The sequence below is a fragment of the Streptomyces sp. C genome (genome assembly GCF_000158895.1).
GTDB lineage: Bacteria > Actinomycetota > Actinomycetes > Streptomycetales > Streptomycetaceae > Streptomyces > Streptomyces racemochromogenes.
In genome coordinates this window covers 4,825,591-4,850,244 of sequence record NZ_GG657750.1, presented here as the reverse complement: position 1 = coordinate 4,850,244, position 24,654 = coordinate 4,825,591, and the positions used below count along the sequence as shown (strand labels likewise).

Annotated in this window: 26 protein-coding genes and 1 pseudogene; 12 read left to right on the top strand and 15 right to left on the bottom strand. The window is 71.4% G+C overall.

Going from position 1 to position 24,654, the window contains the following annotated elements; translation table 11 throughout:
* Window positions 1-30: 30 nt before the first annotated feature.
* Window positions 31-996 carry a DeoR/GlpR family DNA-binding transcription regulator gene (locus tag SSNG_RS21980; RefSeq protein ID WP_125814789.1) on the bottom strand — a complete coding sequence of 322 codons (966 nt, stop codon included), beginning with the start codon at window positions 994-996 and terminating at the stop codon, window positions 31-33.
* Between the two features lie 199 nt (window positions 997-1,195).
* Window positions 1,196-2,635, bottom strand: coding sequence for an NAD(P)H-quinone dehydrogenase (locus SSNG_RS21975; RefSeq protein ID WP_007266088.1), 1,440 nt, complete (start codon window positions 2,633-2,635; stop codon window positions 1,196-1,198).
* Between the two features lie 163 nt (window positions 2,636-2,798).
* Here SSNG_RS21975 and SSNG_RS21970 point away from each other — a divergent pair, with 163 nt between their 5' ends.
* The 3 genes from SSNG_RS21970 to SSNG_RS21960 all read left to right on the top strand — a co-directional run bounded on the left by SSNG_RS21970 (window position 2,799) and on the right by SSNG_RS21960 (window position 5,900).
* The gene (locus SSNG_RS21970; protein WP_007266087.1) at window positions 2,799-3,236 is read left to right on the top strand and encodes a gamma-glutamylcyclotransferase; all 438 of its coding nucleotides are present in this window, start codon (window positions 2,799-2,801) and stop codon (window positions 3,234-3,236) included.
* Between the two features lie 137 nt (window positions 3,237-3,373).
* Complete coding sequence (locus tag SSNG_RS21965) at window positions 3,374-4,180, top strand: purine-nucleoside phosphorylase (protein ID WP_007266086.1); 807 nt, start codon at window positions 3,374-3,376, stop codon at window positions 4,178-4,180.
* A 73-nt stretch (window positions 4,181-4,253) separates the two neighbouring features.
* Window positions 4,254-5,900, top strand: coding sequence for a phospho-sugar mutase (locus SSNG_RS21960; RefSeq protein ID WP_007266085.1), 1,647 nt, complete (start codon window positions 4,254-4,256; stop codon window positions 5,898-5,900).
* Between the two features lie 701 nt (window positions 5,901-6,601).
* On the opposite strand, the gene SSNG_RS21955 is transcribed toward SSNG_RS21960, so the two are convergent.
* The 3 genes and pseudogenes from SSNG_RS21955 to SSNG_RS45320 all read right to left on the bottom strand — a co-directional run.
* On the bottom strand, window positions 6,602-7,180 hold the full coding sequence (locus SSNG_RS21955; protein WP_007266084.1) for an HD domain-containing protein: 579 nt from the start codon (window positions 7,178-7,180) through the stop codon (window positions 6,602-6,604).
* 13 nt (window positions 7,181-7,193) lie between these two features.
* On the bottom strand, window positions 7,194-8,009 hold the full coding sequence (locus SSNG_RS21950; RefSeq protein ID WP_347232506.1) for a transcriptional regulator: 816 nt from the start codon (window positions 8,007-8,009) through the stop codon (window positions 7,194-7,196).
* Between the two features lie 114 nt (window positions 8,010-8,123).
* A pseudogene (locus tag SSNG_RS45320) lies at window positions 8,124-8,306 on the bottom strand (helix-turn-helix transcriptional regulator); the annotation flags it as partial.
* A gap of 296 nt (window positions 8,307-8,602) precedes the next feature.
* On the opposite strand from SSNG_RS45320, the gene SSNG_RS21945 reads away from it, so the two are divergent.
* Window positions 8,603-8,827: a hypothetical protein gene (locus SSNG_RS21945; protein ID WP_007266082.1), complete on the top strand. Its 225-nt coding sequence runs from the start codon at window positions 8,603-8,605 to the stop codon at window positions 8,825-8,827.
* A gap of 364 nt (window positions 8,828-9,191) precedes the next feature.
* Window positions 9,192-9,701, top strand: coding sequence for a GNAT family N-acetyltransferase (locus tag SSNG_RS21940; RefSeq protein ID WP_007266081.1), 510 nt, complete (start codon window positions 9,192-9,194; stop codon window positions 9,699-9,701).
* 634 nt (window positions 9,702-10,335) lie between these two features.
* On the opposite strand, the gene SSNG_RS21935 is transcribed toward SSNG_RS21940, so the two are convergent.
* From SSNG_RS21935 to afsQ1, 3 genes are read right to left on the bottom strand one after another with little or no spacing between them, the layout of a single operon-like run.
* Window positions 10,336-10,965 carry a hypothetical protein gene (locus tag SSNG_RS21935; RefSeq protein ID WP_050779699.1) on the bottom strand — a complete coding sequence of 210 codons (630 nt, stop codon included), beginning with the start codon at window positions 10,963-10,965 and terminating at the stop codon, window positions 10,336-10,338.
* A 16-nt stretch (window positions 10,966-10,981) separates the two neighbouring features.
* Window positions 10,982-12,472, bottom strand: coding sequence for a HAMP domain-containing sensor histidine kinase (locus SSNG_RS21930; protein ID WP_050779698.1), 1,491 nt, complete (start codon window positions 12,470-12,472; stop codon window positions 10,982-10,984).
* Entirely contained in the window at window positions 12,469-13,146 is a 678-nt protein-coding gene (gene afsQ1 / locus SSNG_RS21925; protein WP_007266078.1) for a two-component system response regulator AfsQ1, read from the bottom strand. The genes SSNG_RS21930 and afsQ1 overlap by 4 nt, the downstream gene beginning before the upstream one ends.
* A 203-nt stretch (window positions 13,147-13,349) precedes the next feature.
* Between afsQ1 and SSNG_RS21920 the strand changes: the two genes are divergently transcribed.
* Window positions 13,350-14,054 carry a SigE family RNA polymerase sigma factor gene (locus SSNG_RS21920; RefSeq protein ID WP_007266077.1) on the top strand — a complete coding sequence of 235 codons (705 nt, stop codon included), beginning with the start codon at window positions 13,350-13,352 and terminating at the stop codon, window positions 14,052-14,054.
* 137 nt (window positions 14,055-14,191) lie between these two features.
* Here SSNG_RS21920 and SSNG_RS21915 read toward each other — a convergent pair whose 3' ends face one another.
* Window positions 14,192-14,824 carry an ATP-binding protein gene (locus tag SSNG_RS21915; protein ID WP_128637085.1) on the bottom strand — a complete coding sequence of 211 codons (633 nt, stop codon included), beginning with the start codon at window positions 14,822-14,824 and terminating at the stop codon, window positions 14,192-14,194.
* Between the two features lie 142 nt (window positions 14,825-14,966).
* Here SSNG_RS21915 and SSNG_RS21910 point away from each other — a divergent pair, with 142 nt between their 5' ends.
* Complete coding sequence (locus SSNG_RS21910; protein WP_050779697.1) at window positions 14,967-15,341, top strand: hypothetical protein; 375 nt, start codon at window positions 14,967-14,969, stop codon at window positions 15,339-15,341.
* 66 nt (window positions 15,342-15,407) lie between these two features.
* Here SSNG_RS21910 and SSNG_RS21905 read toward each other — a convergent pair whose 3' ends face one another.
* From SSNG_RS21905 to deoC, 3 genes are read right to left on the bottom strand one after another with little or no spacing between them, the layout of a single operon-like run.
* Complete coding sequence (locus tag SSNG_RS21905; protein ID WP_007266074.1) at window positions 15,408-16,307, bottom strand: aldehyde dehydrogenase family protein; 900 nt, start codon at window positions 16,305-16,307, stop codon at window positions 15,408-15,410.
* Window positions 16,300-17,736 (bottom strand): aldehyde dehydrogenase family protein, encoded by a 1,437-nt coding sequence (locus SSNG_RS21900; RefSeq protein WP_007266073.1) that lies wholly within the window; start codon window positions 17,734-17,736, stop codon window positions 16,300-16,302. Before SSNG_RS21900 ends, SSNG_RS21905 begins: the two co-directional genes overlap by 8 nt.
* Before the next feature lie 5 nt (window positions 17,737-17,741).
* Complete coding sequence (gene deoC, locus SSNG_RS21895; RefSeq protein WP_128637518.1) at window positions 17,742-18,704, bottom strand: deoxyribose-phosphate aldolase; 963 nt, start codon at window positions 18,702-18,704, stop codon at window positions 17,742-17,744.
* A 137-nt stretch (window positions 18,705-18,841) separates the two neighbouring features.
* Between deoC and SSNG_RS21890 the strand changes: the two genes are divergently transcribed.
* The 3 genes from SSNG_RS21890 (at window position 18,842) to SSNG_RS21880 (ending at window position 20,682) form a co-directional block, all read left to right on the top strand.
* On the top strand, window positions 18,842-19,471 hold the full coding sequence (locus SSNG_RS21890; RefSeq protein WP_007266071.1) for a PH domain-containing protein: 630 nt from the start codon (window positions 18,842-18,844) through the stop codon (window positions 19,469-19,471).
* A 433-nt stretch (window positions 19,472-19,904) separates the two neighbouring features.
* The gene (locus tag SSNG_RS21885; protein WP_050779897.1) at window positions 19,905-20,414 is read left to right on the top strand and encodes a VanZ family protein; all 510 of its coding nucleotides are present in this window, start codon (window positions 19,905-19,907) and stop codon (window positions 20,412-20,414) included.
* A gap of 55 nt (window positions 20,415-20,469) precedes the next feature.
* The gene (locus SSNG_RS21880; protein ID WP_007266069.1) at window positions 20,470-20,682 is read left to right on the top strand and encodes a PspC domain-containing protein; all 213 of its coding nucleotides are present in this window, start codon (window positions 20,470-20,472) and stop codon (window positions 20,680-20,682) included.
* Between the two features lie 43 nt (window positions 20,683-20,725).
* Here SSNG_RS21880 and SSNG_RS21875 read toward each other — a convergent pair whose 3' ends face one another.
* The 3 genes from SSNG_RS21875 to SSNG_RS21865 form a co-directional block, all read right to left on the bottom strand.
* The gene (locus tag SSNG_RS21875; protein ID WP_007266068.1) at window positions 20,726-21,493 is read right to left on the bottom strand and encodes a hypothetical protein; all 768 of its coding nucleotides are present in this window, start codon (window positions 21,491-21,493) and stop codon (window positions 20,726-20,728) included.
* Window positions 21,494-21,621: 128 nt separating this feature from the next.
* Window positions 21,622-21,888 carry a hypothetical protein gene (locus SSNG_RS21870; RefSeq protein WP_007266067.1) on the bottom strand — a complete coding sequence of 89 codons (267 nt, stop codon included), beginning with the start codon at window positions 21,886-21,888 and terminating at the stop codon, window positions 21,622-21,624.
* Between the two features lie 139 nt (window positions 21,889-22,027).
* Window positions 22,028-23,176: an adenosine deaminase gene (locus SSNG_RS21865; RefSeq protein ID WP_007266066.1), complete on the bottom strand. Its 1,149-nt coding sequence runs from the start codon at window positions 23,174-23,176 to the stop codon at window positions 22,028-22,030.
* Window positions 23,177-23,289: 113 nt separating this feature from the next.
* Here SSNG_RS21865 and SSNG_RS21860 point away from each other — a divergent pair, with 113 nt between their 5' ends.
* Entirely contained in the window at window positions 23,290-24,009 is a 720-nt protein-coding gene (locus SSNG_RS21860) for a hypothetical protein (protein WP_007266065.1), read from the top strand.
* Window positions 24,010-24,085: 76 nt separating this feature from the next.
* Complete coding sequence (locus tag SSNG_RS21855; protein ID WP_007266064.1) at window positions 24,086-24,451, top strand: cupin domain-containing protein; 366 nt, start codon at window positions 24,086-24,088, stop codon at window positions 24,449-24,451.
* The last annotated feature ends 203 nt before the right edge of the window (window positions 24,452-24,654 follow it).

The following is a 24,654-nucleotide window of genomic DNA, read 5'->3' as shown; positions in this document are numbered from 1 at the left end:
GCCCCGCAGGGATCCGGGGCACCGGATCGGCTAACGGCGCCTCATGTCCGCGACCCGCGCCCGCTCCCCCGCCTGCTGCTCCAGCAGCGACGCGGGAGCGCTCCGCAGCTGCGCGGTCGGCCCGCCGCGCCGCTGGACCGGCAGCGGGGACTCCCGGCGCGGCCTGCGCCCCGGCATCCCGTCCCCGGCACCCCCGTGGCCCCCGGCCACCGGCGCCGACCCCGCCACGGTGATCTGCACACCCTGGTCGGCCAGCGCCTGGAGCTCCGTCGCGGCCCGTTCGTCGTGCTGCGGGGGCTCGTCCGTCACCAGCCGCGTCATCACGTCGGTCGGCACGGTCTGGAACATCGTGTCCGTGCCGAGCTTGGTGTGGTCGGCCAGTACGACGACCTCCGCCGCGGCCTGCACCAGCGCCCGGTCCACGCTCGCGGAGAGCATGTTGGAGGTGGAGAGCCCGCGCTCGGCGGTCAGGCCGCTGCCGGACAGGAAGGCCCGGGAGACCCGCAGCCCCTGCAGGGACTGCTCGGCGCCGCTGCCCACGAGGGCGTAGTTCGAGCCGCGCAGCGTGCCGCCGGTCATCACCACCTCCACCCGGTTGGCGTGCGCCAGCGCCTGGGCGACGAGCAGCGAGTTGGTGACGACGGTCAGACCGGGTACCCGCGCGAGCCGGCGGGCCAGCTCCTGGGTCGTGGTACCCGCGCCGACGACGACGGCCTCGCCTTCTTCGACGAGGCCGGCCGCGACATCGGCGATGGCGGTCTTCTCCGCCGTGGCGAGATGGGACTTTTGCGGAAAGCCGGACTCCCGCGTGAAACCGCCCGGCAAGACCGCACCGCCGTGCCGGCGGTCGAGGAGTCCTTCTGCCTCCAGTGCCCGCACGTCCCGCCGTACGGTCACTTCGGAGGTCTGGACGACACGGGCGAGCTCCCGGAGCGATACCGCACCGTTGGCCCGCACCATTTCGAGGATCAATTGGCGACGTTCAGCAGCGAACACGAAACTGACAGTAACGCCAACGACCGTCTGCTTTCAGCTCTTTGCGCCGGAATACCGAAGTTGTCCATACGGCGGCCCGGCAGGTGGTATACGCGGCGGGCCCGCCGCCGACCCCCGCCACCACGCACCCCCGCACCACCTCGACCCCCGCCCCAACCCGCGTACGGGCAGGGGCGGTTGGGCCGCAGGACAGGGACCGCTACGCCTCGCCGCCCGCCTTGCGGGTGTGCAACTGGCGGGCCACTTCGGCGATCGAACCGGACAGCGAGGGGTACACGGTGAACGCGTTTGCGATCTGCTCGACGGTCAGGTTGTTGTCGACGGCGATCGAGATGGGGTGGATCAGCTCGCTCGCGCGCGGCGAGACGACGACACCGCCCACCACGATCCCGGTGCCCGGACGGCAGAACATCTTCACGAAGCCGTCCCGGATGCCCTGCATCTTGGCGCGCGGGTTGCGCAGCAGCGGCAGCTTCACCACACGGGCGTCGATCTTGCCGGCGTCCACGTCGGCCTGGGTGTAGCCGACGGTGGCGATCTCGGGGTCGGTGAAGACGTTCGAGGAGACCGTCTTCAGGTTCAGCGGGGCCACCGCGTCGCCGAGGAAGTGGTACATCGCGATGCGGCCCTGCATGGCGGCCACGGACGCGAGCGCGAACACGCCCGTCACGTCACCGGCCGCGTACACGCCCGGCGAGGACGTGCGCGACACCTTGTCGGTCCAGATGTGCCCGGACTCCTTGAGCCGGACCCCGGACTCCTCCAGGTTCATGTCCTTGGTGTTCGGGATCGCGCCGACCGCCATCAGGCAGTGGGTGCCCGTGATCACGCGGCCGTCGGAGAGGGTGACCTCGACCCGGTCGCCGACCCGCTTGGCGGACTCGGCGCGCGAACGGCCGATGACGTTCATGCCGCGGCGGCGGAAGACGTCCTCCAGGACGGCGGCCGCGTCCGGGTCCTCGCCGGGCAGCACGCGGTCGCGCGAGGACACCAGGGTCACCCGCGAGCCCAGCGCCTGGTACGCGCCGGCGAACTCGGCACCGGTCACACCGGAGCCGACCACGATCAGCTCCTCGGGGAGCTCCTCCAGGTCGTAGACCTGGGTCCAGTTCAGGATCCGCTCCCCGTCGGGCATCGCGTCCGGGATCTCGCGGGGGGTGCCGCCCGTGGCGATCAGCACGGCGTCGGCGGTGAGGATCGTCTCCGTGCCGTCGGCGGCGGTGACGATGACGTCCCGCGTGCCGTCGATGCCCTGCGGGCCGCCGAGCTTGCCGCGGCCGCGCATGACGCGGGCGCCGGCCCGGGTCACGGACGCGGTGATGTCGTGGGACTGGGCCAGCGCGAGGCGCTTCACGCGCCGGTTCACCTTGCCGAGGTCCACGCCGACGACGCGCGCCGCCTGCTCGATGTGCGGGGTGTCGTCCGCGACGACGATCCCGAGCTCCTCGTACGAGGAGTCGAAGGTCGTCATGACCTCTGCGGTCGCGATGAGGGTCTTCGAGGGCACGCAGTCGGTCAGCACCGACGCCCCGCCCAGACCGTCGCAGTCGACGACGGTCACCTCCGCGCCGAGCTGGGCCCCCACCAGGGCTGCCTCATACCCGCCGGGTCCGCCGCCGATGATCACGATCCGGGTCACGAAAAGTCCGCCTCACGCTCTACCCGGCCGGCTGCCGCCCCGGCCGGTGGTCCGGGGGTTCTCCCCGGGGGATGCATTCCGTGCCCCATTGTCCCGCACGCATCAAGGTGCTCGCACCATCCGGACACGCGTGCCGGGGCGAGCCTCCCGTACCCTCGACCACATGTCGCTCTACGCCGCGTACGCCGGCAACCTCGACCCGCGGCTGATGACGCGCCGCGCTCCCCATTCCCCGCTGCGCGGCACGGGCTGGATCAACGACTGGCGGCTGACCTTCGGCGGCGAGCAGATGGGCTGGGAGGGCGCCCTCGCCACCATCGTGGAGGCCCCCCGCCAGCAGGTCTTCGTCGCGCTGTACGACATCGCCCCGCTCGACGAGGACTCCATGGACCGCTGGGAGGGTGTCGGCCTCGACATCTACCGCCGCATGCGGATCCGCGTCCACACCCTGGACGGCGAGGAGGCGGCCTGGTGCTACGTCCTCAACGGCTACGAGGGCGGCCTGCCGTCGGCGCGCTACCTGGGCGAGATCGCGGACGCCGCCGAGTCCGCCGGTGCGCCGCACGACTACGTCATGGAACTGCGCAAGCGCCCCTGCTGACCCGCGCCGGGGCCCGCCCGCGCGGGCGGGGAGACGGGCGGAGGGGGACGATTCGGCGGAAACGACAAGGCAACGATCCGAACACCGTGAGCTGCGCCATCTACGCGCGTAGGCGATAAGCGGCTACGCTCGTCTGCGTGAACGCATCTGTTACCGACCCCTTCGCCGCCGCCGACGCCGCCGCCGCCCGCCTCCGCGAGCTCACCGGCGTCGAATCCCACGATGTCGCCCTCGTCATGGGCTCCGGCTGGGCCCCCGCCGCAGAGGCGCTCGGCGCCCCCGAGTCCGAGTTCCTCGTCACCGAGCTGCCCGGCTTCCCGCCCGCCGCCGTCGAGGGCCACGGCGGCAAGATCCGCTCGTACAAGATCGGCGACAAGCGCGCCCTGGTCTTCCTCGGCCGGACCCACTTCTACGAGGGCCGCGGCGTCGCCGCCGTCGCCCACGGCGTGCGCACCGCCGTCGCCGCCGGCTGCAAGACCGTCGTCCTCACCAACGGCTGCGGCGGCCTCCGCGAGGGCATGAAGCCCGGCCAGCCCGTCCTGATCAGCGACCACCTCAACCTGACGGCCACCTCGCCGATCGTCGGCGCGAACTTCGTCGACCTCACCGACCTGTACTCGCCGCGCCTGCGCGCGATGTGCAAGGAGATCGACGAGACCCTCGAAGAGGGCGTCTACGTCCAGTTCCCCGGCCCGCACTACGAGACCCCGGCCGAGATCAACATGATCCGCGTCATGGGCGCCGACCTGGTCGGCATGTCCACCGTGCTGGAAGCCATCGCCGCCCGCGAGGCCGGCGCCGAGGTCCTCGGCATCTCCCTGGTCACCAACCTGGCCGCGGGCCTGTCCGGCGAGCCGCTGAACCACGAAGAGGTCCTCCAGGCCGGCCGCGACTCCGCCGCCCGCATGGGCACGCTGCTCACGCAGGTCCTCGACCGCATCTGATCGACACGATCGACACCCGACGATCGACATCGGCGACCGACACCGACGACGTACGAGAGGTAAGGCGGAAGCAGTGCAGGAACAGGACGACCTCCTCACCCGGGCCCGGACCTGGCTGGCCGAGGACCCGGACCCGGAGACGGCGGCGGAGCTCGCGGCCCTGATCGACGCGAACGACACGGCCGAGCTCGCGGACCGCTTCTCCGGCACGCTCCAGTTCGGCACCGCCGGACTGCGCGGTGAGATCGGCGCCGGCCCGATGCGGATGAACCGCTCCGTGGTCATCCGCGCCGCGGCGGGCCTCGCGGCCTACCTGAAGGCCCAGGGCCACGACGGCGGCCTCGTCGTCGTCGGCTACGACGCCCGCTACAAGTCGGCGGACTTCGCCCGCGACACCGCCGCCGTGATGACCGGCGCCGGACTGCGCGCGGCCGTCCTGCCCCGGCCGCTGCCGACGCCCGTCCTCGCGTACGCCATAAGGCACCTCGGCGCCGTCGCCGGCGTCGAGGTGACCGCCAGCCACAACCCGCCCCGGGACAACGGCTACAAGGTCTACCTCGGCGACGGCTCGCAGATCGTGTCCCCCGCGGACACCGAGATCGCGGCGCAGATCGCGGCCGTCGGCGCGCTGGCCGACGTACCGCAGCCCGCGGACGGCTGGCTGCAGCTCGACGAGGAGGTCCTGGAGGCGTACCTGACCCGTACGGACGCCGTCCTGACCCCCGGTTCCCCCCGGGGCGTGCGGACCGTCTACACCGCCATGCACGGCGTCGGCAAGGACGTCGTCCTCGCCGCCTTCGCCCGCCACGGCTTCCCCGAGCCGGTGCTCGTCGCCGAGCAGGCCGAGCCCGACCCGGCCTTCCCGACGGTCGCGTTCCCGAACCCGGAGGAGCCGGGCGCCATGGACCTGGCCTTCGCGAAGGCCGCCGAGGTCCAGCCCGACATCGTCATCGCCAACGACCCCGACGCCGACCGCTGCGCGGTCGCCGTCCCGGACAACGGCGGCTGGCGCATGCTGCGCGGCGACGAAGTCGGCGCGCTGCTCGCCGCCCACCTGGTCCACAAGGGCGCCCAGGGCGTCTTCGCGGAATCCATCGTCTCCTCCTCCCTGCTCGGCCGGATCGCGGAAGCGGCCGGCGTCGGCTACGAGGAGACCCTGACGGGCTTCAAGTGGATCGCCCGCGTCGACGGCCTGCGCTACGGCTACGAGGAAGCCCTCGGCTACTGCGTGGACCCCGAGGGCGTCCGCGACAAGGACGGCATCACCGCCGCCCTGCTGGTCGCCGAGCTCGCCTCCACGCTCAAGGAGCAGGGCCGCACCCTGACCGACCTCCTGGACGACCTGGCGATGGCCCACGGCCTGCACCACACCGACCAGCTGTCGGTCCGCGTCTCGGACCTGACGGTCATCGCCAACGCCATGGCCCAGCTGCGGGCCGAACCCCCGGCCTCCCTGGCGGGCCTGCGGGTGGTCTCGGCGGAGGACCTGTCGATCGGCTCGGCCGCCCTCCCGCCCACGGACGGCCTGCGCTACTACCTGGACGGCGACTACAAGGCCCGCGTCATCTGCCGCCCCTCCGGCACGGAGCCCAAGCTCAAGTGCTACCTGGAGGTGGTCGTCCCGGTGGCCGAAGCCTCCGACCTCGCGAGCGCCCGCACCCGGGGCCAGGAGATCCTGGACGCGGTGAAGAAGGACCTCGCGGCGGCCATGGGCCTCTGACCCCTGACTCCGCCCGGTGACGGCCCCCTCAGCCCAGGCTGAGGGGGCCGTCGGCGCGTGTGCACGACGCCTGCGGCGCGGGGCGCGGGGCGCGGGCCCGCTATCTCCCCCTCGAGGGGTGGGGGCGGGGCGGCGTTTGCCCACCCGCCTCCCCGGGTGCGGGCCGGTGGGGCCGGGGAGCGGTATCCCCCTGGACCGGATCAGAGAAGTCTGGGGGCTTCCCGTCAGTCCCATCGTCCTTCCGGTTCGGGCCGGTCCCTCAAGGGCGCTCCTTCGTCGCGTCACTTCGTGATCGCCTTCGGCGACCCTTGACCGACCGACCCGAACCGGAAAGCCGAAAGACTGCCGGGAAACCCCCAAAGAAACGGCACGGTCGATGCGAGAGGGACGGGTCTCTCAGCGATGAGGCGCGGTGCCGGGGGCCGGCCCGCCGGGCATCCGGCCCCCAAGAGTCGAGATCCGGGGCCGGGGGCGCGGCTACCCGCACGAGAAAGCGAACAGACCGCCCTGCGGAGCCCCCAGGCGCGACAGATCGCTACGCGCTCCTCGGATCTCAGCGTCCGGCGACCGCCCTGGGCTGATACCCGCACGAGAGGGCGAACAGAGCAGCCACAGGAGCCGGTGGACGCGACAGATCGCTACGCGGTTCTCCCATCTGGGCGGCTGACGGCCGTCCGGGGCTGATCAGACCGTCAAAGCGGTCAGGGTTGCTCCCCCATGGCTGCGCGGAGCCAGTCCAGGGTGCCTTGGGCGAGTAGTTCGTCAGCGAGGCGCTGGGCGGATTCGGTGGTCAGTCGGCCGCGGCTGTTGTCGATCCAGCGTTGTGCGTCCGCGTAGCCCTGGGCCTTGTACTCGATGCCTTGGAGCATGCATTCCAGCTTGTCGGCGTCCCGGGCGCAGATCGATTCGGGTGTCTCCTTGGCCTCGTACTCCGCTACGAGGTCCTGGATGGTCGCGGCGAGGAGGTCGGGCATGCCGGCCGTCTGGTCGGCTGTGATCGCGGCAGGATCGGCGGAGGAGGAGTACTTCTTGCCCAGGTGGTTCACGTCGCCGCTGCGGGTTTCCTGGGTGTCGTGCCACGTGGCGAGGAAGGCTGCGCGAGCGGGGTCGGCACCCTCCAGCTTGGCAATGACGGAGGCGATCAGGGACGTGCGCCAGGAGTGCTCGGCCACGCTCTCGGGGTTGTTGACGCCGGCCATCCACCAGCCCGTGCGGCGTGCGTTCTTGAGCGTTCCGGCTTCGTAGAGGAAATGGGCCACCGCGGACAGGTCGTCAGCCACGTCTGTCTCCTTCTCACGCCTCAGCGAGGCGGATCGCGTACCGAATGCCTTCAAGCTCCCGACGCGCTCCGGTCGAGGGCTGGGTGCCATCCAACAGCACGGGCATTCGGGCCCGCAGTTTTCGGGTAGTGGAAGTGGCCGTCTTGAGGAGGCTGGGACGGGCTGCCAGGAGTGCCCAGAGGGTGTGCACGTTCAGGTCGAAGTAGCCGTGTTGTGGCCTGAGCCCATTCACCAAGTGCTGGAAGAGCTTGTGTCCTTGCCATGAGGTGGCATCGGTTTCCACGATGAAATCGTCGGGCAGCTGGGGGTGTGCTGCCTCTCCGATCCAGTAAGCCCAGTAGTTGAGGTTGGCAGTTTCGCCCAGGTCGTCGCCATCGAGCGTGGTGGAGATGAAGTGCCCCATACGCTCTCGATCGCCCTGACGGGCCGCAACGGCGGCCACGGAACGAGCAGTGAGCCAACGGGTGAGCCAGTCGTCGGGCCGCTCTGCCTTCTGCTGCTGCCTCAGCCAGTCCACGGTGTCTGCTGCCTGGTCGTAGCCCGCAAGGTACAGGGCTTGTCGGCGCAGCAGGAACTGATCAGGATCACGGGCTTCTTCGGCAGTCGTGCGCAGGTACTGGAAGAACTGGGTACGTTCTGCCACAGCCAACTCGGGTCCGCTTGGCACCGGGCCACGTCGGGAACGACTCGACGGCGGCAGCGCACGCATCGACTCCGGGGCTTGGTCGTTGAGTGGCCAGGCCAGGACCTCCACAAGGTCGCGTTGCATGACCCACGAGCCGAGAGGGCTCGGCGACTCGTCCCCTTCGAGAGCGCTCAGCAGGAGCACGTCTGCCTCCATCGCCTTCTCCAAGGCGGTGACCAGGACTGCCGGAGCCCCCATGCGCATGAGTCGGTGACGGTGTCCGAGCATCTGGCCGACGGAGAGAGCCGTGAGCGGGCGTCTGCCGGACTCCCATCCCGCGATGGCGTCCGTCGAGAGGTGAAAGGCCTCCGCGAGACTCTCCTGCGTGTGGCCGAGCTGCTCTCGGATGACCCGGAAGACATACCCCGAGACCGTGCCGAGACGGCTGGGCCGTCGGCTCCCCCGACTGGTGGTCAGGGTGGAGCACCCCTTGCTGACCACAGCACCTCCCCGCCCTCGGATTCTTCGCCAAGTACCCGTACCAACGGTCACTTCGACCGGCACGGCGCCGTACCTACGCTCGTGTGCGCAGTGACAAGCAAACCACTCAGCGTAGCGACATGAGGTCGTCTTGAACGCAGCAGAGAAGAACACAGCCAGCGCAGAGCCTCAGGGCGGTAGTCGTCTTGGCGCCTCTTGGCCGGAGACGAAGGGGGGTTCCGCACCCAGCCCGGCGCTTCTCGCCCGAGCGCGCGCTGGGTGGGAACGCTTCGTCGATTCCCTGGAGGAGGACATGTATGAGTGAGTGCTACGAGTACGTCCCCCACCACCTGCTGCGCCGTCGTGTCCGCGACATCGCGTCCGGTACCGAGGGCGTGCTGATGACGGCGATCAACGAGAACGTCTCCGACACCGACATCGAGCGCTGGATGGAGCTCGCCTACATCCGCAACTCCACGGGCCGTGAGTTCACCACGGCCGTCTCCAACGTCGAGGCGGCCATCCCCGCCTCCAAGCCTTGAGGAGAGGTATGTCCAGTCCGCCTACATCGCCGTGCAGCGTGCTCCACAACCAGCTGTGCGCGCATCCCATCTTGGCCGGCGAGCGGTGATCTCCACAGAGTTCACGACCATCGACCGACGTCGTGGCCTGTGAGGCCTGCTGGCGAAACCCCGTCCAAGCTGCCCGCACCACCACCCACACCACCCGGCGGGACCTGCTCTGCGTGCCTTGTGCCCAGCAGAACAACCCCGTCCGCGTCGACCTCTTTGCGCCCCTGGGCATCTACAAACTCACCCACCATGGGATAGGGCCACGGTGCGGCATGGTCGTCGCCTGCTGTATCCGCGTAGCGGAAGGACGAGCAGGTTGCATAACGTCCGGTCCATGGTTGAGCTGCAATTGCTGCGTCCGGATCACGCTGCCGCGCTCCTCGCCTTCGAACGGGAGAACCGGGCCTACTTCGCTGCGTCCGTCCCTGACCGAGGCGAGGAGTACTTCGCCAGTTTCGACCAGCGGCACTGTGACCTGCTGGCCGAGCAGGAGGCCGGCGTCTGCTTCTTCCACGTCCTGCTGAATCCTGCCGGCGAGGTGCTGGCGCGGGTCAACCTGATCGATGTGACGCAAGGGGAGGCCGAACTCGGTTACCGGATTGCGGAGCGGGCCGCAGGCAGGGGTATCGCCACGGCAGCAGTGCGGGAAGTGTGCGCCCTCGCGGCCCGCAGCTACGGCTTGGCCACCCTGCGGGCCGCCACCACGCTCGACAACACGGCGTCCCGAACCGTGCTGACCCGCACAGGATTCACCATCACCGGCGAGACGCAACTCGCCGACCGCCCCGGCTTGACGTACTTCAGAAGCCTCAACGACTTCTCCCCTCCGCACGCCCATCGCTGACACCGCCCGCCGTCGAGATCAGCTGCAGACGGCGGCCGGACGCCGAGATCAGAGAAGCGCGTAGCGATCCGTCGCGCCCACCGGCTCCTGTGGCTGCTCTGTTCGCCCTCTCGTGCGGGTATCAGCCCAAGGCGGTCGCCGGACGCTGAGACGAGAGGAGCGCGTAGCGATCTGGCGCGTCTGGGGGCTTCCTGGGTTGCTCTGATCGGCCTCTCGTGCGGGTAGCCGCGCCCCCGGCCCGGAATCTCGACTCTTGGGGGCCCGGATGCCCGGCGGGCCGGCCCCCGGCACCGCGCCTGGTCCCTGAGACGCCCGTCCCTGCTCCTCTGGACCGTGCCGTTTCTTTGGGGGTTTCCCGGCAGTCTTTCGGCTTTCCGGTTCGGGTCGGTCGGTCAAGGGTCGCCGAAGGCGATCACGAAGTGACGCGACGAAGGAGCGCCCTTGAGGGACCGGCCCGAACCGGAAGGACGATGGGACTGACGGGAAGCCCCCAGACTTCTCTGAGACGGGGCAAGGGGATACCGCCCCCGGCCCCCGCCCCGCACCCAAGGGGGCGGGTGGGCAAACGCCGCCCCGCCCCCACCCCTCGAGGGGGAGATAGCGGGCCCGCGCCGCAAGCCCCGTACGACGCCCCCTACGTCCCCGACGGCGACGGCGACGGCGACCCCGACGGCGACCCCGACGGCGTCGGGGTCGGGCTTGCCAAGTCGCCCAGCGTCGGGACCGACTCCGGGCGGGAGCGGACCTCGTCCGTGCACTCCCAGGCGCGCGGCGGGTCGGCGTTCGGGCCGCCGAGGACCACCGGGCCCGGGCCGGCCGAGACGGCGTCGCTCGCCGAGAGGGTGCAGACGATCTGGGCCAGCGCCACCGGCGGCAGGTCCTCCGGCTTGCGGCTGAGGCGCAGCGTTCCCGCCGGGTCGCCGGGGCGGGCCGGGGAGGCGGCCAGCTGGTCGGGGACGCTGGTGGTGAAGCCGCCGTCGCGTTCCTCCGCCGACGGGCTGCGTTCCAGTTCCTCCAGCAGCGCCTGCGCGACCAGTACGACGGGCTCCCGCGAGGCGCGCTTCTCGGGTACGGGGACGATCCGTTCCACGCCGACCAGCTGCGATCCGCAGACCAGTTCCACCGTGGCCCGGAAGCCCTGTACGCCGCTCTGGCCCGCCGGCTGCCCGGCGGTCTCGCACGACACCCGGGACGGGGCCGCGCCCACGTCGACCGGGACGGTCGTGGCCCGGATGCCGCATCCGGACAACGCCAGGGCCCCCATCACCAGCGCCGCAGTCCTACGCTTCCACGCCGCCACCGGCGATCACCGCCCCCACGTCCATCGGGAGCCGCAGTGTGAACACGGCCCCGCCTTCGGGCCCGTTCGCGGCGGTGATGTCACCGCCGTGGATGTGGGCGTTCTCCATCGCGATCGACAGGCCGAGCCCGCTGCCGTCCGACTTGGGCCGGGAGGCGCTCGCCTTGTAGAAGCGGTCGAAGACGTGCGGCAGCACTTCCTCCGGGATGCCCGGGCCGTTGTCCCTGACCGCGATGACCAGCCACTCCCCCTCGACGCACACCGACACCCGCACCGGCGAGCCGCCGTGCTTGAGGGCGTTGCCGATGAGGTTGGCGAGGATGACGTCGAGGCGGCGCGGGTCGAGGCGGGCCACGATCCCGCGGCCGGCGTCGAGTTCGACGGCGTCGAGCCAGGCGCGGGCGTCGATGCATGCGGTGACCTGGTCGGCGACGTTGACGTCGTCGAGGACCAGCCGGGCCGTTCCCGCGTCGAAGCGGGTGACCTCCATCAGGTTCTCCACGAGGTCGTTGAGCCGGCGCGTCTCGCTCACCACCAGGCCCACCGCCGGGGCGATCATCGGGTCGAGGTCCTCGACCTCCTCCTCCAGCACCTCGGCGACCGCCGTCAGTGCCGTCAGCGGGGTGCGCAGCTCGTGGCTCATGTCGGCGACGAAGCGCCGGCTGGCCTCCTCGCGGGCGCTCATGTCGGCGACCTTCTTCTCCAGCGCCTCCGCCGTCCGGTTGAAGGTCCTCGACAGGTCGGCGAGTTCGTCCGTCCCCGACACGTCGAGCCGGTGGTCGAGTTCGCCCTCGCCGAGCCTGCGTGCCGCGTCGCCGAGGCGCTGTACGGGCTTGAGGACGGTCCGTGCGGCGCCCTGCGCGAGCAGCGCGGACCCGAGCAGCGCGAGGCCGGTGGCGATGGTCAGCGACCAGCCCAGCGCGTTGAGGTCGTCGCGTTCGGTGGCGAGGGACTTGTACATGTAGCCGGTGGGGCCGCCGCCGACGATGCGGGTGCCGCCGACGAGGTACGGGTTGCCCTGGGGCTTCGTGCGCTGCCAGTACATGTGGTACTCGGCGTCGTTGGCGGCGGTGGTCTTCTGCCGGTCGTTGACGGCGTACTGGAGGGACTTCGGTACGTCGTTCAGCCCGAAGGGGACCGCGCCGGCGGCGCCGATGACCTTGCGGCCGTCCTTGCGTTCGTGGACGAGGAGCACGCTGTACCCGGGGCTGCTGCCCGCCATGAGTTCGGCGGTGCGCTGTATCTCCTCGGGCGTCGGGTCGGCGGGGAGCGCCGCGGCCCGGTTCTGCATCTCCTGGCGGAAGTCGCCGAGGGCCGCGTCCTGGGTACGGGTGAGCACGGCCTCGCGGTTGAGCCAGTACGCGATGCCGGACGCGGAGACCGCGGCGACGAGCGCGACGAGGGCGAACACGACGAGCAGGCGCAGCCGCAGGCTGGTCCAGCGCCGGCCCGCGAACAGGGCCTTGGTCACTGCGGGGAGTCCAGCCGGTAGCCGACACCCCGGACGGTACGGATCAGCGTGGGTGAGGAGGGCACTTCCTCGACCTTGGCGCGCAGCCGCTGGACGCAGGCGTCGACGAGCCGCGAGTCGCCGAGGTAGTCGTGCTCCCACACCAGCCGCAGCAGCTGCTGGCGGGAGAGGGCCTGGCCGGGGCGGCGGCTGAGTTCCAGGAGGAGGCGCAGCTCGGTGGGGGTGAGCTGGAGGTCCTCGCCGTTCTTCGTCACGGTCATGGCGGCCCGGTCGATGACCAGGGTCCCGAACGTGGCGGAGTCGCTCGCCTCGCGTTCGCCGCGGCGCAGTACGGCGCGGATGCGCGCGTCGAGCACGCGTCCCTGGACGGGCTTGACGACGTAGTCGTCGGCTCCGGACTCCAGGCCGACGACGACATCGATGTCGTCGCTGCGCGCGGTGAGCAGGATGATCGGCAGCTGGTCGGTGCGGCGGATGCGCCGGCACACCTCGAAGCCGTCGATCCCGGGCAGCATGACGTCGAGCACGATCAGGTCCGGCCGCTGCTCGCGCAGCAGTTTCAGGCCGTCCTCGCCCGTCGCCGCGGTGGCCACTCGGTGGCCCTGGCGGGTCAGGGAGAGTTCGAGGGCCGTGCGGATGGCGTCGTCGTCCTCGATCAGCAACAGGAAGGGCACGGGCTCATTCTGTCCCATCGGCCGTCCGCAGTTCGACCGCTGGGACGGTGGCAATCGCGGGGGACGCATTCGGGCCACGGTCTGGCGCACGGGTGGCTGTGACAGGCCTGTGACAGTCGGCGGACACCCTGGTTATACCGGCCGGGCAGTCTTTTCTCATCGACACGACGGACCGAAGCAGACTCCACGACGGGGGGCGCGAGATGAACACGCTGCACAGCACCACGACCAGCGCGGTTGTCACGCGGCTGCACGATGTGAACCGCCGGGCGGGTGTCCGTACGGTGACGGTCGCCCGTCAGCGGCCGGCACACGTCACAGCCATTGACGCGAAGCAGTACCAGGCGGTTCCCGCGCAGCGCACGGCGCCGGAGGTGTCCTCCTCCTCGGAGGCGGAGTTCACGGCGTACGTGCAGGAGCGGCGGGCGGCGCTGTACGCGACGGCCTTCCACCTCACCGGCGACCGCCACGAGGCCGAGGACCTGTTGCAGAGCGCGCTGTTCTCCACGTACCGCGCCTGGGACCGGATCAGTGACAAGGCGGCGGTGGGCGGGTACCTGCGCCGCACGATGACGAACCTGCACATCAGTGCCTGGCGTCGGCGGAAGCTGAACGAGTACCCGACGGAGGAGCTGCCGGAGACGGCGTCGGACGCGGACGCGATGCGGGGTACGGAGCTGCGCGCGGTGCTGTGGCAGGCGCTGGCCCGGATTCCGGAGCCGCAGCGGACGATGCTGGTGCTGCGGTACTACGAGGGCCGTACGGACCCGGAGATCGCGGAGATCCTGGGCATCAGCGTGGGCACCGTGAAGTCGAGCATCTGGCGCTCGCTGCGCCGGCTGCGGGAGGACGAGGTGCTGAGCTTCGGGCGTGACGAGGCGGAGTCCTTCGGGGAACTCGTCGCGTAACCGGAAGGACCATGGGGCCAGGGGGCCCGTCCTACGGGGGTGGGGCGGGGGCCGCAGGGGGAGAAGAGGCGGGATCAAGCGGCCGGGGGTCCGCGTGATCCCGCCTTTTCACTTTGTACGGGTGGTCGTGGCGCCGGTCAGAGGGCGGTGGGGGTGCGGTGGCGTCCTGCGGCCGCGGCCGCGAGCCGGCCGAGGGCTTCGTCGCGGGCGCAGGCGTGGGCGCCGAGTGCGACGTGGCGGGCGACGATGCCGCGTTCGGCGCGCATGAGGCGGTAGCCGCGGCGCAGCAGGAAGGGCACGGACTTGCGGCCTTCGCGCAGGTCGCGCAGGAAGCGGCGGCGGAAGGTGGTGGAGGGGCGGCCGCGCAGGCAGATGGCGTCGGCGAGCAGGCCCAGTTCCTGGCAGCGGGCCGCGATGTCGGCGGCGAAGATGCCCTCGGCGATGAACAGCGGGGTGCGGTCGATGTCGAGGGTCTCGGTGCCGGTCCGGGAGGACGAGGCGATGGAGTAGACGGGGACTTCGGTGCGGCCGGCGGCGCAGAGTTCCGCGATGGCGGCGACGGCGGTGTCGGCGTCCCAGGAGAGCGGGGAGTCCCAGTCGATGTCGGAGCTGCCTTCGACCAGCGGGAGGGTGGGGTCCGTCGCCTCTTTGTAGAAGTCGTCCAGGCGCAGTACGGGGAGGCCCGACCGGGCCGCGAGCGAGGACTTGCCGGAACCCGAGGGACCGGTCAGCAGCACGACGCGCGTGGGAAGGGGAGATGAACAGCTCACGGGAGACCAGTGTGAGGCATTACCCGGCGTATCAACACACTGCCGACAGGCCCTGCGACCGGTCTCACACGGCGGGTTGGAATCCGGGAGGCCGCCTCCACTACTGTGTGTGCGCACGCGACTACGACCACAGGCGGGAACCATGGCACGTCACGCAGCATCCGAACCCTCTCCGCACCGGCTCCGCGCCGCCGGTCTGAGCCTGTCCATGGCCGGGGCGGCCCTGGCGATGGCGGCGGGCGGGGCCCAGGCCTCGCAGACCCACCTCCAGGCGGCCGAGACCGATCTGAACGCGGCGGTGGCCGGGATCGCCAATCCGCTCGGGGACCTGAAGGTGAACCCGCTCGCCAAGACGGGGGTGGACCCGCTGGACAACGGGGTGGCGACGAAGGTCGCGGACTTCCCGGCGGTGGGCACGACGATGGTGACGGGGATCCTGACGCAGGGGCCGTCGGTGAAGGAGCTGCCGATGGCGGCGGTCGGCTCGCTGCTGGGGCCGGTCCTGCCGAAGCAGTAGGGCGCACGCGTGAAGGCCCTGGCAGCACGGGGGTTTGCTGCCAGGGCCGGTCTCGCGGGGGCGGTTCTAGTAGGAGGAGCCGCCCGAGCCCAGGGAGCCCGTCGGGTGCCAGACGGTCTTGGTCTCCAGGAAGGCCGTCATGCGGTGGGTGCCGGGGTCGGCGGTCCAGTCGTCCACAGGCTGTGGACGCAGGACGCGCTTGAGGTTGTCCGCCGCGGCGATCTCCAGCTCCTTGGCGAGGGCCGCGTCGGCGCCCGCCAGGTCGATGGCGTTGACGTCCTGGTGGGCCGCCAGGTGGGGGCCCATCTCGGCGGCCTTGCCGGAGAGGATGTTGACGACGCCGCCGGGCAGGTCGGAGGTGGCCAGTACCTCGCCCAGGGAGAGGGCGGGGAGCGGGGCCTTCTCGCTGGCGATGACGACGGCCGTGTTGCCCGTGGCGATGACCGGGGCGATCACCGAGACGAGGCCCAGGAACGACGACTGCTGCGGGGCGACGACGGTGACGACGCCGGTCGGCTCCGGGGTGGAGAGGTTGAAGAACGGGCCCGCGACGGGGTTGGCCCCGCCCACGACCTGGCCGATCTTGTCGGTCCAGCCGGCGTACCAGACCCAGCGGTCGATGGCCGCGTCGACGACGGCGGCGGCCTTCGACTTGGACAGGCCCTCGGCCTCGCCGACCTCGCGGACGAACTGCTCGCGGCGGCCCTCCAGCATCTCGGCGATGCGGTAGAGGATCTGGCCGCGGTTGTAGGCGGTGGCGCCGGCCCAGCCGCCGAAGGCCTTGCGGGCCGCGACGACCGCGTCCCGGGCGTCCTTGCGGGAGGACAGCGGGGCGTTGGCCAGCCAGTTGCCCTTGGAGTCGCTCACCTCGTACACCCGGCCGCTCTCGGAGCGGGGGAACTTGCCCCCGACGTACAGCTTGTAGGTCTTGAAGACGCCCAGACGGGTCGCAGAAGACTCAGACATCGAGGTAGCCCTCCAGGCCGTGGCGGCCGCCCTCGCGGCCGAAGCCCGACTCCTTGTAGCCGCCGAAGGGCGAGGTCGGGTCGAACTTGTTGAACGTGTTGGCCCACACCACACCCGCGCGGAGCTTGCCCGCGACCGCGAGGATGCGGGAGCCCTTCTCCGTCCAGATACCGGCGGACAGGCCGTACTGGCTGTTGTTGGCCTTGGCGACGGCCTCGTCGGGGGTGCGGAACGTCAGCACGGACAGGACCGGGCCGAAGATCTCGTCGCGGGCGACGGTGTGCGCCTGGGTGACGTTCGTGAAGAGCGTCGGGGCGAACCAGTAGCCGGCGGACGGCAGCTCGCAGGCCGGGGACCAGCGCTCGGCGCCCTCGGCCTCGCCGGTGTCGGCGAGGGCGGTGATCCGGGCGAGCTGCTCGGCGGAGTTGATGGCGCCGATGTCGGTGTTCTTGTCGAGCGGGTCGCCCAGGCGCAGCGTGGAGAGGCGGCGCTTGAGGGAGTCGAGCAGCTCGTCGTGGATCGACTCCTGGACCAGGAGGCGGGAGCCCGCGCAGCAGACCTGGCCCTGGTTGAAGAAGATGCCGTTGACGATGCCCTCGACGGCCTGGTCGATGGGGGCGTCGTCGAAGACGATGTTGGCGCCCTTGCCGCCCAGCTCCAGGGTGACCTTCTTGTCGGTGCCGGCGATCTGGCGGGCGATGGCCTTGCCGACGGCGGTGGAGCCGGTGAAGGCGACCTTGTTGACGTCGGGGTGGGCGACGAGTTCGGCGCCGGCGTCCCCGTAGCCGGGGATGATGTTGACGACGCCCTTGGGCAGGCCGGCCTGGCGGCAGATGTCCGCGAAGAACAGTGCCGAGAGGGGGGTGGTCTCGGCCGGCTTGAGGACGACGGTGTTGCCGGTGGCGAGCGCCGGGGCGATCTTCCACGCGAGCATCAGCAGCGGGAAGTTCCACGGGATGACCTGGCCGGCCACGCCGAGGGGGCGGGGGTTCGCGCCGTAGCCGGCGTGGTCGAGCTTGTCGGCCCAGCCCGCGTAGTAGAAGAAGTGCGCGGCGACCAGGGGGAGGTCCGCGTCGCGGGTCTCCTTGATCGGCTTGCCGTTGTCCAGGGTCTCCAGGACGGCGAGCTCGCGGCTGCGCTCCTGGATGATCCGGGCGATGCGGAAGAGGTACTTGGCGCGCTCGGAGCCGGGCAGCGCGGACCACTTCTCGAAGGCGCGGCGGGCGGCCTTGACGGCGCGGTCGACGTCGGCGGCACCGGCCTGGGCGACCTCGGCCAGCACTTCCTCGCTGGAGGGGCTGACGGTCTTGAAGACCTTGCCGTCGGCGGCGTCGGTGAACTCGCCGTCGATGAAGAGCCCGTAGGAGGGGGCGATGTCGACGACCGAGCGGGACTCGGGTGCCGGTGCGTACTCGAAGAGGGATGCCATGGTGATCAGTCCACCGTCACGTAGTCGGGACCGGAGTAACGCCCGGTGCTCAGCTTCTGGCGCTGCATGAGCAGGTCGTTCAGCAGGCTGGAGGCGCCGAAGCGGAACCACTCGTTGGTCAGCCAGTCCTCGCCCGCGGTCTCGTTGACCAGGACCAGGAACTTGATGGCGTCCTTGGTGGTGCGGATGCCGCCGGCCGGCTTCACGCCGATCTGGATTCCAGTCTGCTCCTTGAAGTCGCGTACGGCTTCGAGCATGAGCAGGGTGTTGGCGGGGGTGGCGTTGACGCCGACCTTGCCGGTGGAGGTCTTGATGAAGTCGGCGCCGGCGAGCATGCCGATCCAGGAGGCGCGGCGGATGTTGTCGTACGTCGACAGCTCGCCGGTCTCGAAGATGACCTTGAGGCGGGCGGCGGAACCGTCGGGGCGGACGCACGCCTCCTTCACGGCCTTGATCAGCTCGTACGTCTCCAGGTAGCGGCCGGCGAGGAAGGCACCACGGTCGATGACCATGTCGATCTCGTCGGCGCCGGCGGCGACGGCGTCCCGGGTGTCGGCCAGCTTGACCGGCAGGGCGGCGCGGCCCGCCGGGAAGGCGGTGGCGACGGAGGCGACCTTGACGTCGGCGCCGTTCAGCGCGGCCTTGGCGGTGGCCACCATGTCGGGGTAGACGCAGACCGCGGCGGTCATGGGCGTCGTCCGGTCGGTCGGGTCGGGGTTGACGGCCTTGGCGGAGAGCGACCGGACCTTGCCCGGGGTGTCCGCACCCTCAAGCGTGGTCAGGTCGATCATCGAGATGGCCAGGTCGATGGCGTACGCCTTGGCCGTCGTCTTGATCGAGCGGGTGCCGAGCGAGGCCGCGCGGGCCTCCAGGCCGACTGCGTCTACGCCGGGCAGCCCGTGCAGGAAGCGGCGCAGCGCGCTGTCGGACGTCGTCACGTCAGCGAATGCGGTGAGGGTGGTGGGCATGGTCACCAGATGAGCATATCTACGCGCGTAGCGCCTGTCACCCCCCTCGGTGCACATATGGGCGTGAGATCCGTCATCGGAGCCTCCGGCCCCGCTCGCCCGTACCTCCCGGCGGGCCATGGGGCAGAATCGGCCGCATGACTACGCCCTCCCCCCACGAGCCGGTCTACGCCGACCGCGTCTACCGCTCTCCCATGGCCGTCGTCTCCGGGGTGCTGCTGCTCGCGCTCGTCGCCTGGCTGTGCGGGGACGCCGTCGTGCGGGGCGGGGGGAGCGCGCGCTGGATCGGCATCGCGGTCGCGCTGCTCACCGTCCCGCTGATCGTGGCGTTCACCCTGCGCCCGGCCGTCTTCGCCAACGACGACCGGATGCGGGTCCGCAACCCCTTCCGGAGCATCGAGCTGCCCTGGGCCGCCGTGGACGCGGTGCGGGCCGGTTACTCGGCGGAGGTGCTGGCGGAGGGGTCGAAGTACCAGCTGTGGTCGGTGCCGGTGTCGCTGCGCGAGCGGAAGAAGGCCGGCCGGCAGTTCAGCCGCCGGGAGGCGCTGCGCGGCAAGGGCCTGGCGGCCGAGGACGCCGGGGCGGAGTCGGCCGCGCCGCCGCGGGCCGCCGCCGACCGGGCGGTGGAGGAGCTGCGCGAGCTCGCCGAGCGCGGGGCCGGCCGGCCGGGCGCGCAGGGCGGGGTCCGGGTGCGGTGGGCGTACGAGATCATCGCGCCGGCGGTGGCGGGCGCGGTACTGCTGGCCGTGCTGCTGGCGACGGGCTGACGGGGCCCGCGCCCTGCCGGGCGGGCTTCCGGGCGGGACGTGCGGGCGGGCTGCGGTGCAGGGCACTCCGGTCGCCGTGTCGGCGGGGTCGGCTGCGGTGCGGGGGGCTCCGGTCGCCGGGTCGGCGGGGTCGGCTGCGTTGCGGAAGGCTTCGGTCGCCGGGCTGGCGGGGGCGGCCGCGTTGCGGGGACGCCGGTCGCCGGGTCGGCGGGGTCGGCTGCGTTGCGGAAGGCTCCGGTCGCCGGGTCGGCCGGGGCGGGCTGCCGGGGCGTCCGGTGGTCGGGGGGGTCCGCTGAGCCGGCGTAACCGCTGCGTAACGGACCCGAGTACCGGAACCGGTGCCGCCGGGGGGTGCGTCCTCGCAGGTGTGCACCGTCATGAGGGCAGCGGCAGCGCCGCCACCGCCACAAAGCTCCCGGTCCGGTCCCGGCTCCTGAGCGGGGCCCTGCTGGCCGCGCACCTGCTGCTCGTGGGATGGCTGACGCTGAGCCCCCTGGACGTCCCCTGGGCGGCGGCCGCGAACCTGACCCCGCTGGAGGGGATCCGGGCGGACCTCGCCTACGGCCCGCTGGAGGCGGCGCGGCGGATCGGCGAGGGACTGGCGCTGCTGGCCCCGCTGGGGGTGCTGCTGCCGCTGGCCGGGGGCCGGCTGGCGCCGGGGCCGCTGGCGGCCTGGTCCTCGCTGGTCCGGACGGCGGCCGCGGCCGTACTGATCTCCCTCGGCATCGAGATGCTGCAGACCGCCGTCCCGGGCCGGGTGCTGGACGTGGACGCGCTGCTGCTGAACACCGCCGGCGTGATGATCGTCCACCTGGCCGTCGTGCCGGTGCTGCGCAGGCGGCTGCGCCGCACGCACGCGTCTCAGGGGCCCACCCCGAGAATTACCAGGGTCGGCATCGGACCCTGGACCGAGGTCCTTTCGGCGGTACCGCGCGAGTATTGAGGCATCGCGGAAGGGAATGGTCCCGGAGCGCGATCCCCATACGAAGGAGAAGAAAATGAGCGCGATTACCCGCCCCCGTGACGGACGGATGATCGGCGGCGTCTGCGCCGGGCTCGCACGGCGTTTCGGTATCAAGGCCCGCACGATGCGGATCATCTTCGTGGCCTCGTGCCTGCTGCCCGGACCGCAGTTCCTCATCTACCTGGCGCTGTGGCTGCTGCTCCCGAACGAGAAGGCCGGCGCGGGCTCGGCGCAGACCGCCTGGTAGGGCCCCGGGCTCCGGCGTGGCTCCGTCCCGGCTCAGCCCGGGCTCAGCCCGCCTTCTTGACCTTCTCCAGCTGCTTGTCGGCGATCTCCTGCGGGACCAGCGCCTTCGGGTCCGCGGCGGCCACGTTCAGGGCCATCAGCCGCACGACCCGGTCGCCCTGGCGTACGACGACCAGGTGGACCGGCGCGGAGACGCCCTCGGCGGTGGCGGTGGTGGTCCAGCTGACCGTCTCGTCGCCCGCCGTCCGGTACGGGACGGCCTTCACCTCCCGGTAGCGGCCGGTCTGCTTCTCGACGGTGGCGGTGAAGCCCGTACCGCAGGCCGCGACGGCCTCGCGCAGCCGGGCGACGACCCGCTTGGCCTCGGCCTCCGCGTAGGAGCTGACGGAGGCGGAGACGGCGAGGCCCACCTGCTTCTGGGAGCCGATGCCGCGGTTGACCGTCTCGTGGGCGGCCGGGTCGGGCTTGTCGCCCATGATGTCGGCGAGCGGCTGACAGGTCTTCTTGTCGGCCTGCGGCTGGCCGTCGGGGGCGTTCGGGTTCTTGCCCTGCGCGGAGATCTGGTAGCCGGCGAGGTCGCCCTGGACGAGGGCGGCCCGCTCCAGGCTCGCGTCCTTGGCCTTGGGCGCGGCGGGGGCCGCCGGGGCGCCGGGTGCGCCCGACGGGCGGGCGGCGGCGGAGCCCTTGGGGTCGGGGGTCTTCCCGGGCGCGGAGGTCTCCGTACCGCTGCCGCAGGCGACCGCTCCGAGGAGCAGGGCGGGGAGCAGCGCGAACCTCGTCGCGGGCGCCGTGAATCGTGCCGTGATGCGCATGACCGAACCTCATACCCCGTGCGTCGGCGGGCAGTTGGTGGTGATCGTGGCACACCGCGCGACGCGGCGCACACCTCCTCGAAGGGGTGTGCGCCGCGGGCGCGTGCGTGCGATTTCCGGGGCCGGTGTCAGCCGAGGGCGCCGAGCGGGGCGGCCACCGGGGCGAGGCCGCCGAGCAGGCCGGTGACGGGGGCGGCGGCGTCGGCGGCCTCGCCCTCCTGCGCACCCTGCTGCGTCTGGTCGGTGAGGGAGCTGGTGGCGCTGGTCAGGGAGCCGAGGGTGTCCGTCAGGCTGGCGGCGGGGAGCGCCGAGGCGGAGGCGGTGCCGGCGGCGCCCGCGGCGAGGGCGGCACCAATCACAGCGACACCGAGGGACTTGGCAGCAGACTGCTTCATGAAAAATCGTCCTTGCGACGGGGAACTGAGCGGCTCCGCAAACTAGCCACTTCAAACCCCGTCCCGCAAACATCCGTAAATACGAGAAAGCGTCCGGGAGTTGAACCTCCCGGACGCTTTCCGTGGGTCATTCCGTGGCCTAGGCCGAGACAGTTCCGCTGGTGGAAGCGGTCTGCCGGAACAGCCATTCGGACTTCAGCTCCGCGTAGCCCGGCTTGATCACGTCGTTGATCATCGCGAGTCGTTCATCGAAAGGAATGAACGCGGACTTCATCGCATTGACGGTGAACCACTGCATGTCGTCGAGCGAGTAGCCGAAGGTGTCGACCAGGTGCTCGAACTCGCGGCTCATGCTGGTGCCGCTCATCAGCCGGTTGTCGGTGTTGACCGTCAGCCGGAAGTGCAGCTTGCGCAGCAGGCCGATCGGGTGTTCGGCGTACGAGGCGGCCGCGGCGGTCTGCAGGTTCGAGGTCGGGCACATCTCCAGGGGGATGCGCTTGTCCCGCACGTACGAGGCCAGGCGGCCCAGCTTCACGGAACCGTCCTCGGCGACCTCGATGTCGTCGATGATCTTCACGCCGTGGCCGAGGCGGTCGGCGCCGCACCACTGCAGGGCCTGCCAGATCGACGGGAGGCCGAATGCCTCGCCCGCGTGGATGGTGAAGTGGTTGTTCTCGCGCTTGAGGTACTCGAAGGCGTCGAGGTGGCGGGTGGGAGGGAACCCGGCCTCGGCGCCGGCGATGTCGAAGCCGACCACGCCGTTGTCGCGGTAGCGGTTGGCCAGCTCCGCGATCTCCAGCGCGCGGGCCGCGTGGCGCATGGCGGTCAGCAGGGCGCCGACGCGGATGCGGTGGCCGTTGGCCCTGGCGCGGCGCTCGCCCTCGCGGAAGCCGTCGTTGACGGCCTCGACGACCTCTTCGAGGGTCAGGCCGGCTTCGAGGTGCTGCTCGGGGGCGTAGCGGATCTCGGCGTAGACGACGCCGTCCTCGGCCAGGTCCTCGGCGCACTCGGCGGCGACCCGGAAGAGGGCCTCCTTCGTCTGCATGACGGCGCAGGTGTGCGCGAACGTCTCCAGGTAGCGCGGGAGGGAGCCGGAGTCGGCGGCGTCGCGGAACCAGACGCCCAGCTTGTCGGCGTCGGTCTCGGGGAGCTTGTCGTAGCCGACCTCGGCCGCCAGCTCGATGATGGTCCCCGGGCGCAGCCCTCCGTCGAGGTGGTCGTGCAGCAGCACCTTCGGGGAGCGGCGGATCTGGTCCGGGGTGGGCAGGTTGGGGGTCTCGCTCGTCATCCCGGCACTCTACTCCTACGCGCGTAGAGCAGCGCGTCGGCGGCGGGGGTCGATATGTAACAGAGACCGTACGGACGGGTGGCGTACACCTGTCAGTCTGAGACTGTTCCGCCATGGCACAGCATGCGCCGCCGGCGCGCGGGGCCCGCCTGGGGCGGGCGGCCGGCGCGAACGGCTCGGTCTCGACGGTCAGTGGTGTGGTGCTCCTGCTTCCCGGAGCCTCCAGATTCGCCCCCGGTCCGGTACGCCCGCTCGCGCGGGCGCTGGCCCGGGCGGGCGGGGCGCAGGGGCTGGTGGCGCACGTGGTGGCGCACGGGGCGGGGCCCCGGGAGGAGGCCGCCGGGTGGGCGGCGGACGAGGTGGTCAGGCTCTACGGGGACGTCCCGGTGTGCCTGGCCGGCTTCGGCGCGGGCGGCCGGGCGGCGCTGCTGGCGGCGGGGCACGGGGCCGTCAACTCGGTCGTGGCGATGGCCCCTTGCTTAACGGAGGGCGCGGACGCGGGCTCCCCTGAACCGGTGAAGCAGCTCGCGGGGCGGCAGGTGCTGTTCGTGCACGGCACGAACGACGCGCGCAGCGACCCGGAGTCCTCCTTCCGGCTGGCGGCCCGCGCGAAGAAGGCGAATCGTTCTACTTGCCGGTTCGAGGTGCACTCGGACGGCCACGGGCTGCGGGAGCACCGTTCGGAAGTGGTGGCTCTGGCGGTGGACTTCGTACTCGGCGCGATGCTCTCGGGCCGGTACTCGCGGCCGGTCGTGGACGCGCTGGCGGCGCCGCCGCCGCTGGGCCTGCGGATGCCGCTGGCCTCGGGTTTCGGGCGGTCCCTGCGGGGCTGAGCGGGAGCGGGGGCGGGCGTAGAGTGAGGAGTGGACTCGGGGTCGGCTCGGGGTGCTCTCCGGAAGGCGGTCCGCCATGGCCGCAATGGTGCGCAGGAACTTCGACAGCGCGGACGAGACGCGGCCCTTCGCCGACGGCAAGGGCAGGCTGGACCTGATCCAGACGGACGGCGGGCCGGTCGGGCGCGCGGTGTTCGAGCCGGGCTGGAAGTGGTCGGAGCACATCAAGCCGCTGGCGGGCACGGACAGCTGCCAGTCGGCGCACACCGGGTACGTGGTCAGCGGCCGGATGCAGGTCGTGATGGACGACGGCGAGGGCGCCGAGTACGGCCCGGGGGACTTCATGCAGGTGGCCCCGGGGCACGACGCGTGGGTGCTCGGCGACGAGCCGTGCGTGGCGGTGGACTGGACGGGCTTCGGCAACTACGCGAAGCCGGCCTGACCACGGGCCGCGCCGCAACGCCGGGACCTGCCGTTCCGTCCCCTCTCGGTCGGATGGCCCCGGTGTTCCGGCGCGGTCGCGCGTCGTGGGTCCACTGTGCCTGTCCGGCATATGCCGGAAGCGATCGTTCAGGCGTCGACTTGTCGCCTTGCGGGAACCTGAGGGGTTTACGAAGGGGCACAGGCAGGGACGAATGTGCATAT

Coding starts and splice junctions, on each gene's coding strand:
- SSNG_RS21970 (WP_007266087.1), top strand. CDS start 2,799: ATGTCGCTCTACGCCGCGTACGCCGGCAACCTCGACCCGCGGCTGATG.
- SSNG_RS21890 (WP_007266071.1), top strand. CDS start 18,842: ATGACTACGCCCTCCCCCCACGAGCCGGTCTACGCCGACCGCGTCTAC.
- SSNG_RS21865 (WP_007266066.1), bottom strand. CDS start 23,176: ATGACGAGCGAGACCCCCAACCTGCCCACCCCGGACCAGATCCGCCGC.
- SSNG_RS21900 (WP_007266073.1), bottom strand. CDS start 17,736: ATGGCATCCCTCTTCGAGTACGCACCGGCACCCGAGTCCCGCTCGGTC.
- SSNG_RS21940 (WP_007266081.1), top strand. CDS start 9,192: ATGGTTGAGCTGCAATTGCTGCGTCCGGATCACGCTGCCGCGCTCCTC.
- SSNG_RS21920 (WP_007266077.1), top strand. CDS start 13,350: ATGAACACGCTGCACAGCACCACGACCAGCGCGGTTGTCACGCGGCTG.
- SSNG_RS21935 (WP_050779699.1), bottom strand. CDS start 10,965: ATGGGGGCCCTGGCGTTGTCCGGATGCGGCATCCGGGCCACGACCGTC.
- deoC (WP_128637518.1), bottom strand. CDS start 18,704: ATGCCCACCACCCTCACCGCATTCGCTGACGTGACGACGTCCGACAGC.
- SSNG_RS21860 (WP_007266065.1), top strand. CDS start 23,290: ATGGCACAGCATGCGCCGCCGGCGCGCGGGGCCCGCCTGGGGCGGGCG.
- SSNG_RS21870 (WP_007266067.1), bottom strand. CDS start 21,888: ATGAAGCAGTCTGCTGCCAAGTCCCTCGGTGTCGCTGTGATTGGTGCC.
- SSNG_RS21880 (WP_007266069.1), top strand. CDS start 20,470: ATGAGCGCGATTACCCGCCCCCGTGACGGACGGATGATCGGCGGCGTC.
- SSNG_RS21855 (WP_007266064.1), top strand. CDS start 24,086: ATGGCCGCAATGGTGCGCAGGAACTTCGACAGCGCGGACGAGACGCGG.
- SSNG_RS21875 (WP_007266068.1), bottom strand. CDS start 21,493: ATGCGCATCACGGCACGATTCACGGCGCCCGCGACGAGGTTCGCGCTG.
- SSNG_RS21945 (WP_007266082.1), top strand. CDS start 8,603: ATGAGTGAGTGCTACGAGTACGTCCCCCACCACCTGCTGCGCCGTCGT.
- SSNG_RS21905 (WP_007266074.1), bottom strand. CDS start 16,307: ATGTCTGAGTCTTCTGCGACCCGTCTGGGCGTCTTCAAGACCTACAAG.
- SSNG_RS21910 (WP_050779697.1), top strand. CDS start 14,967: ATGGCACGTCACGCAGCATCCGAACCCTCTCCGCACCGGCTCCGCGCC.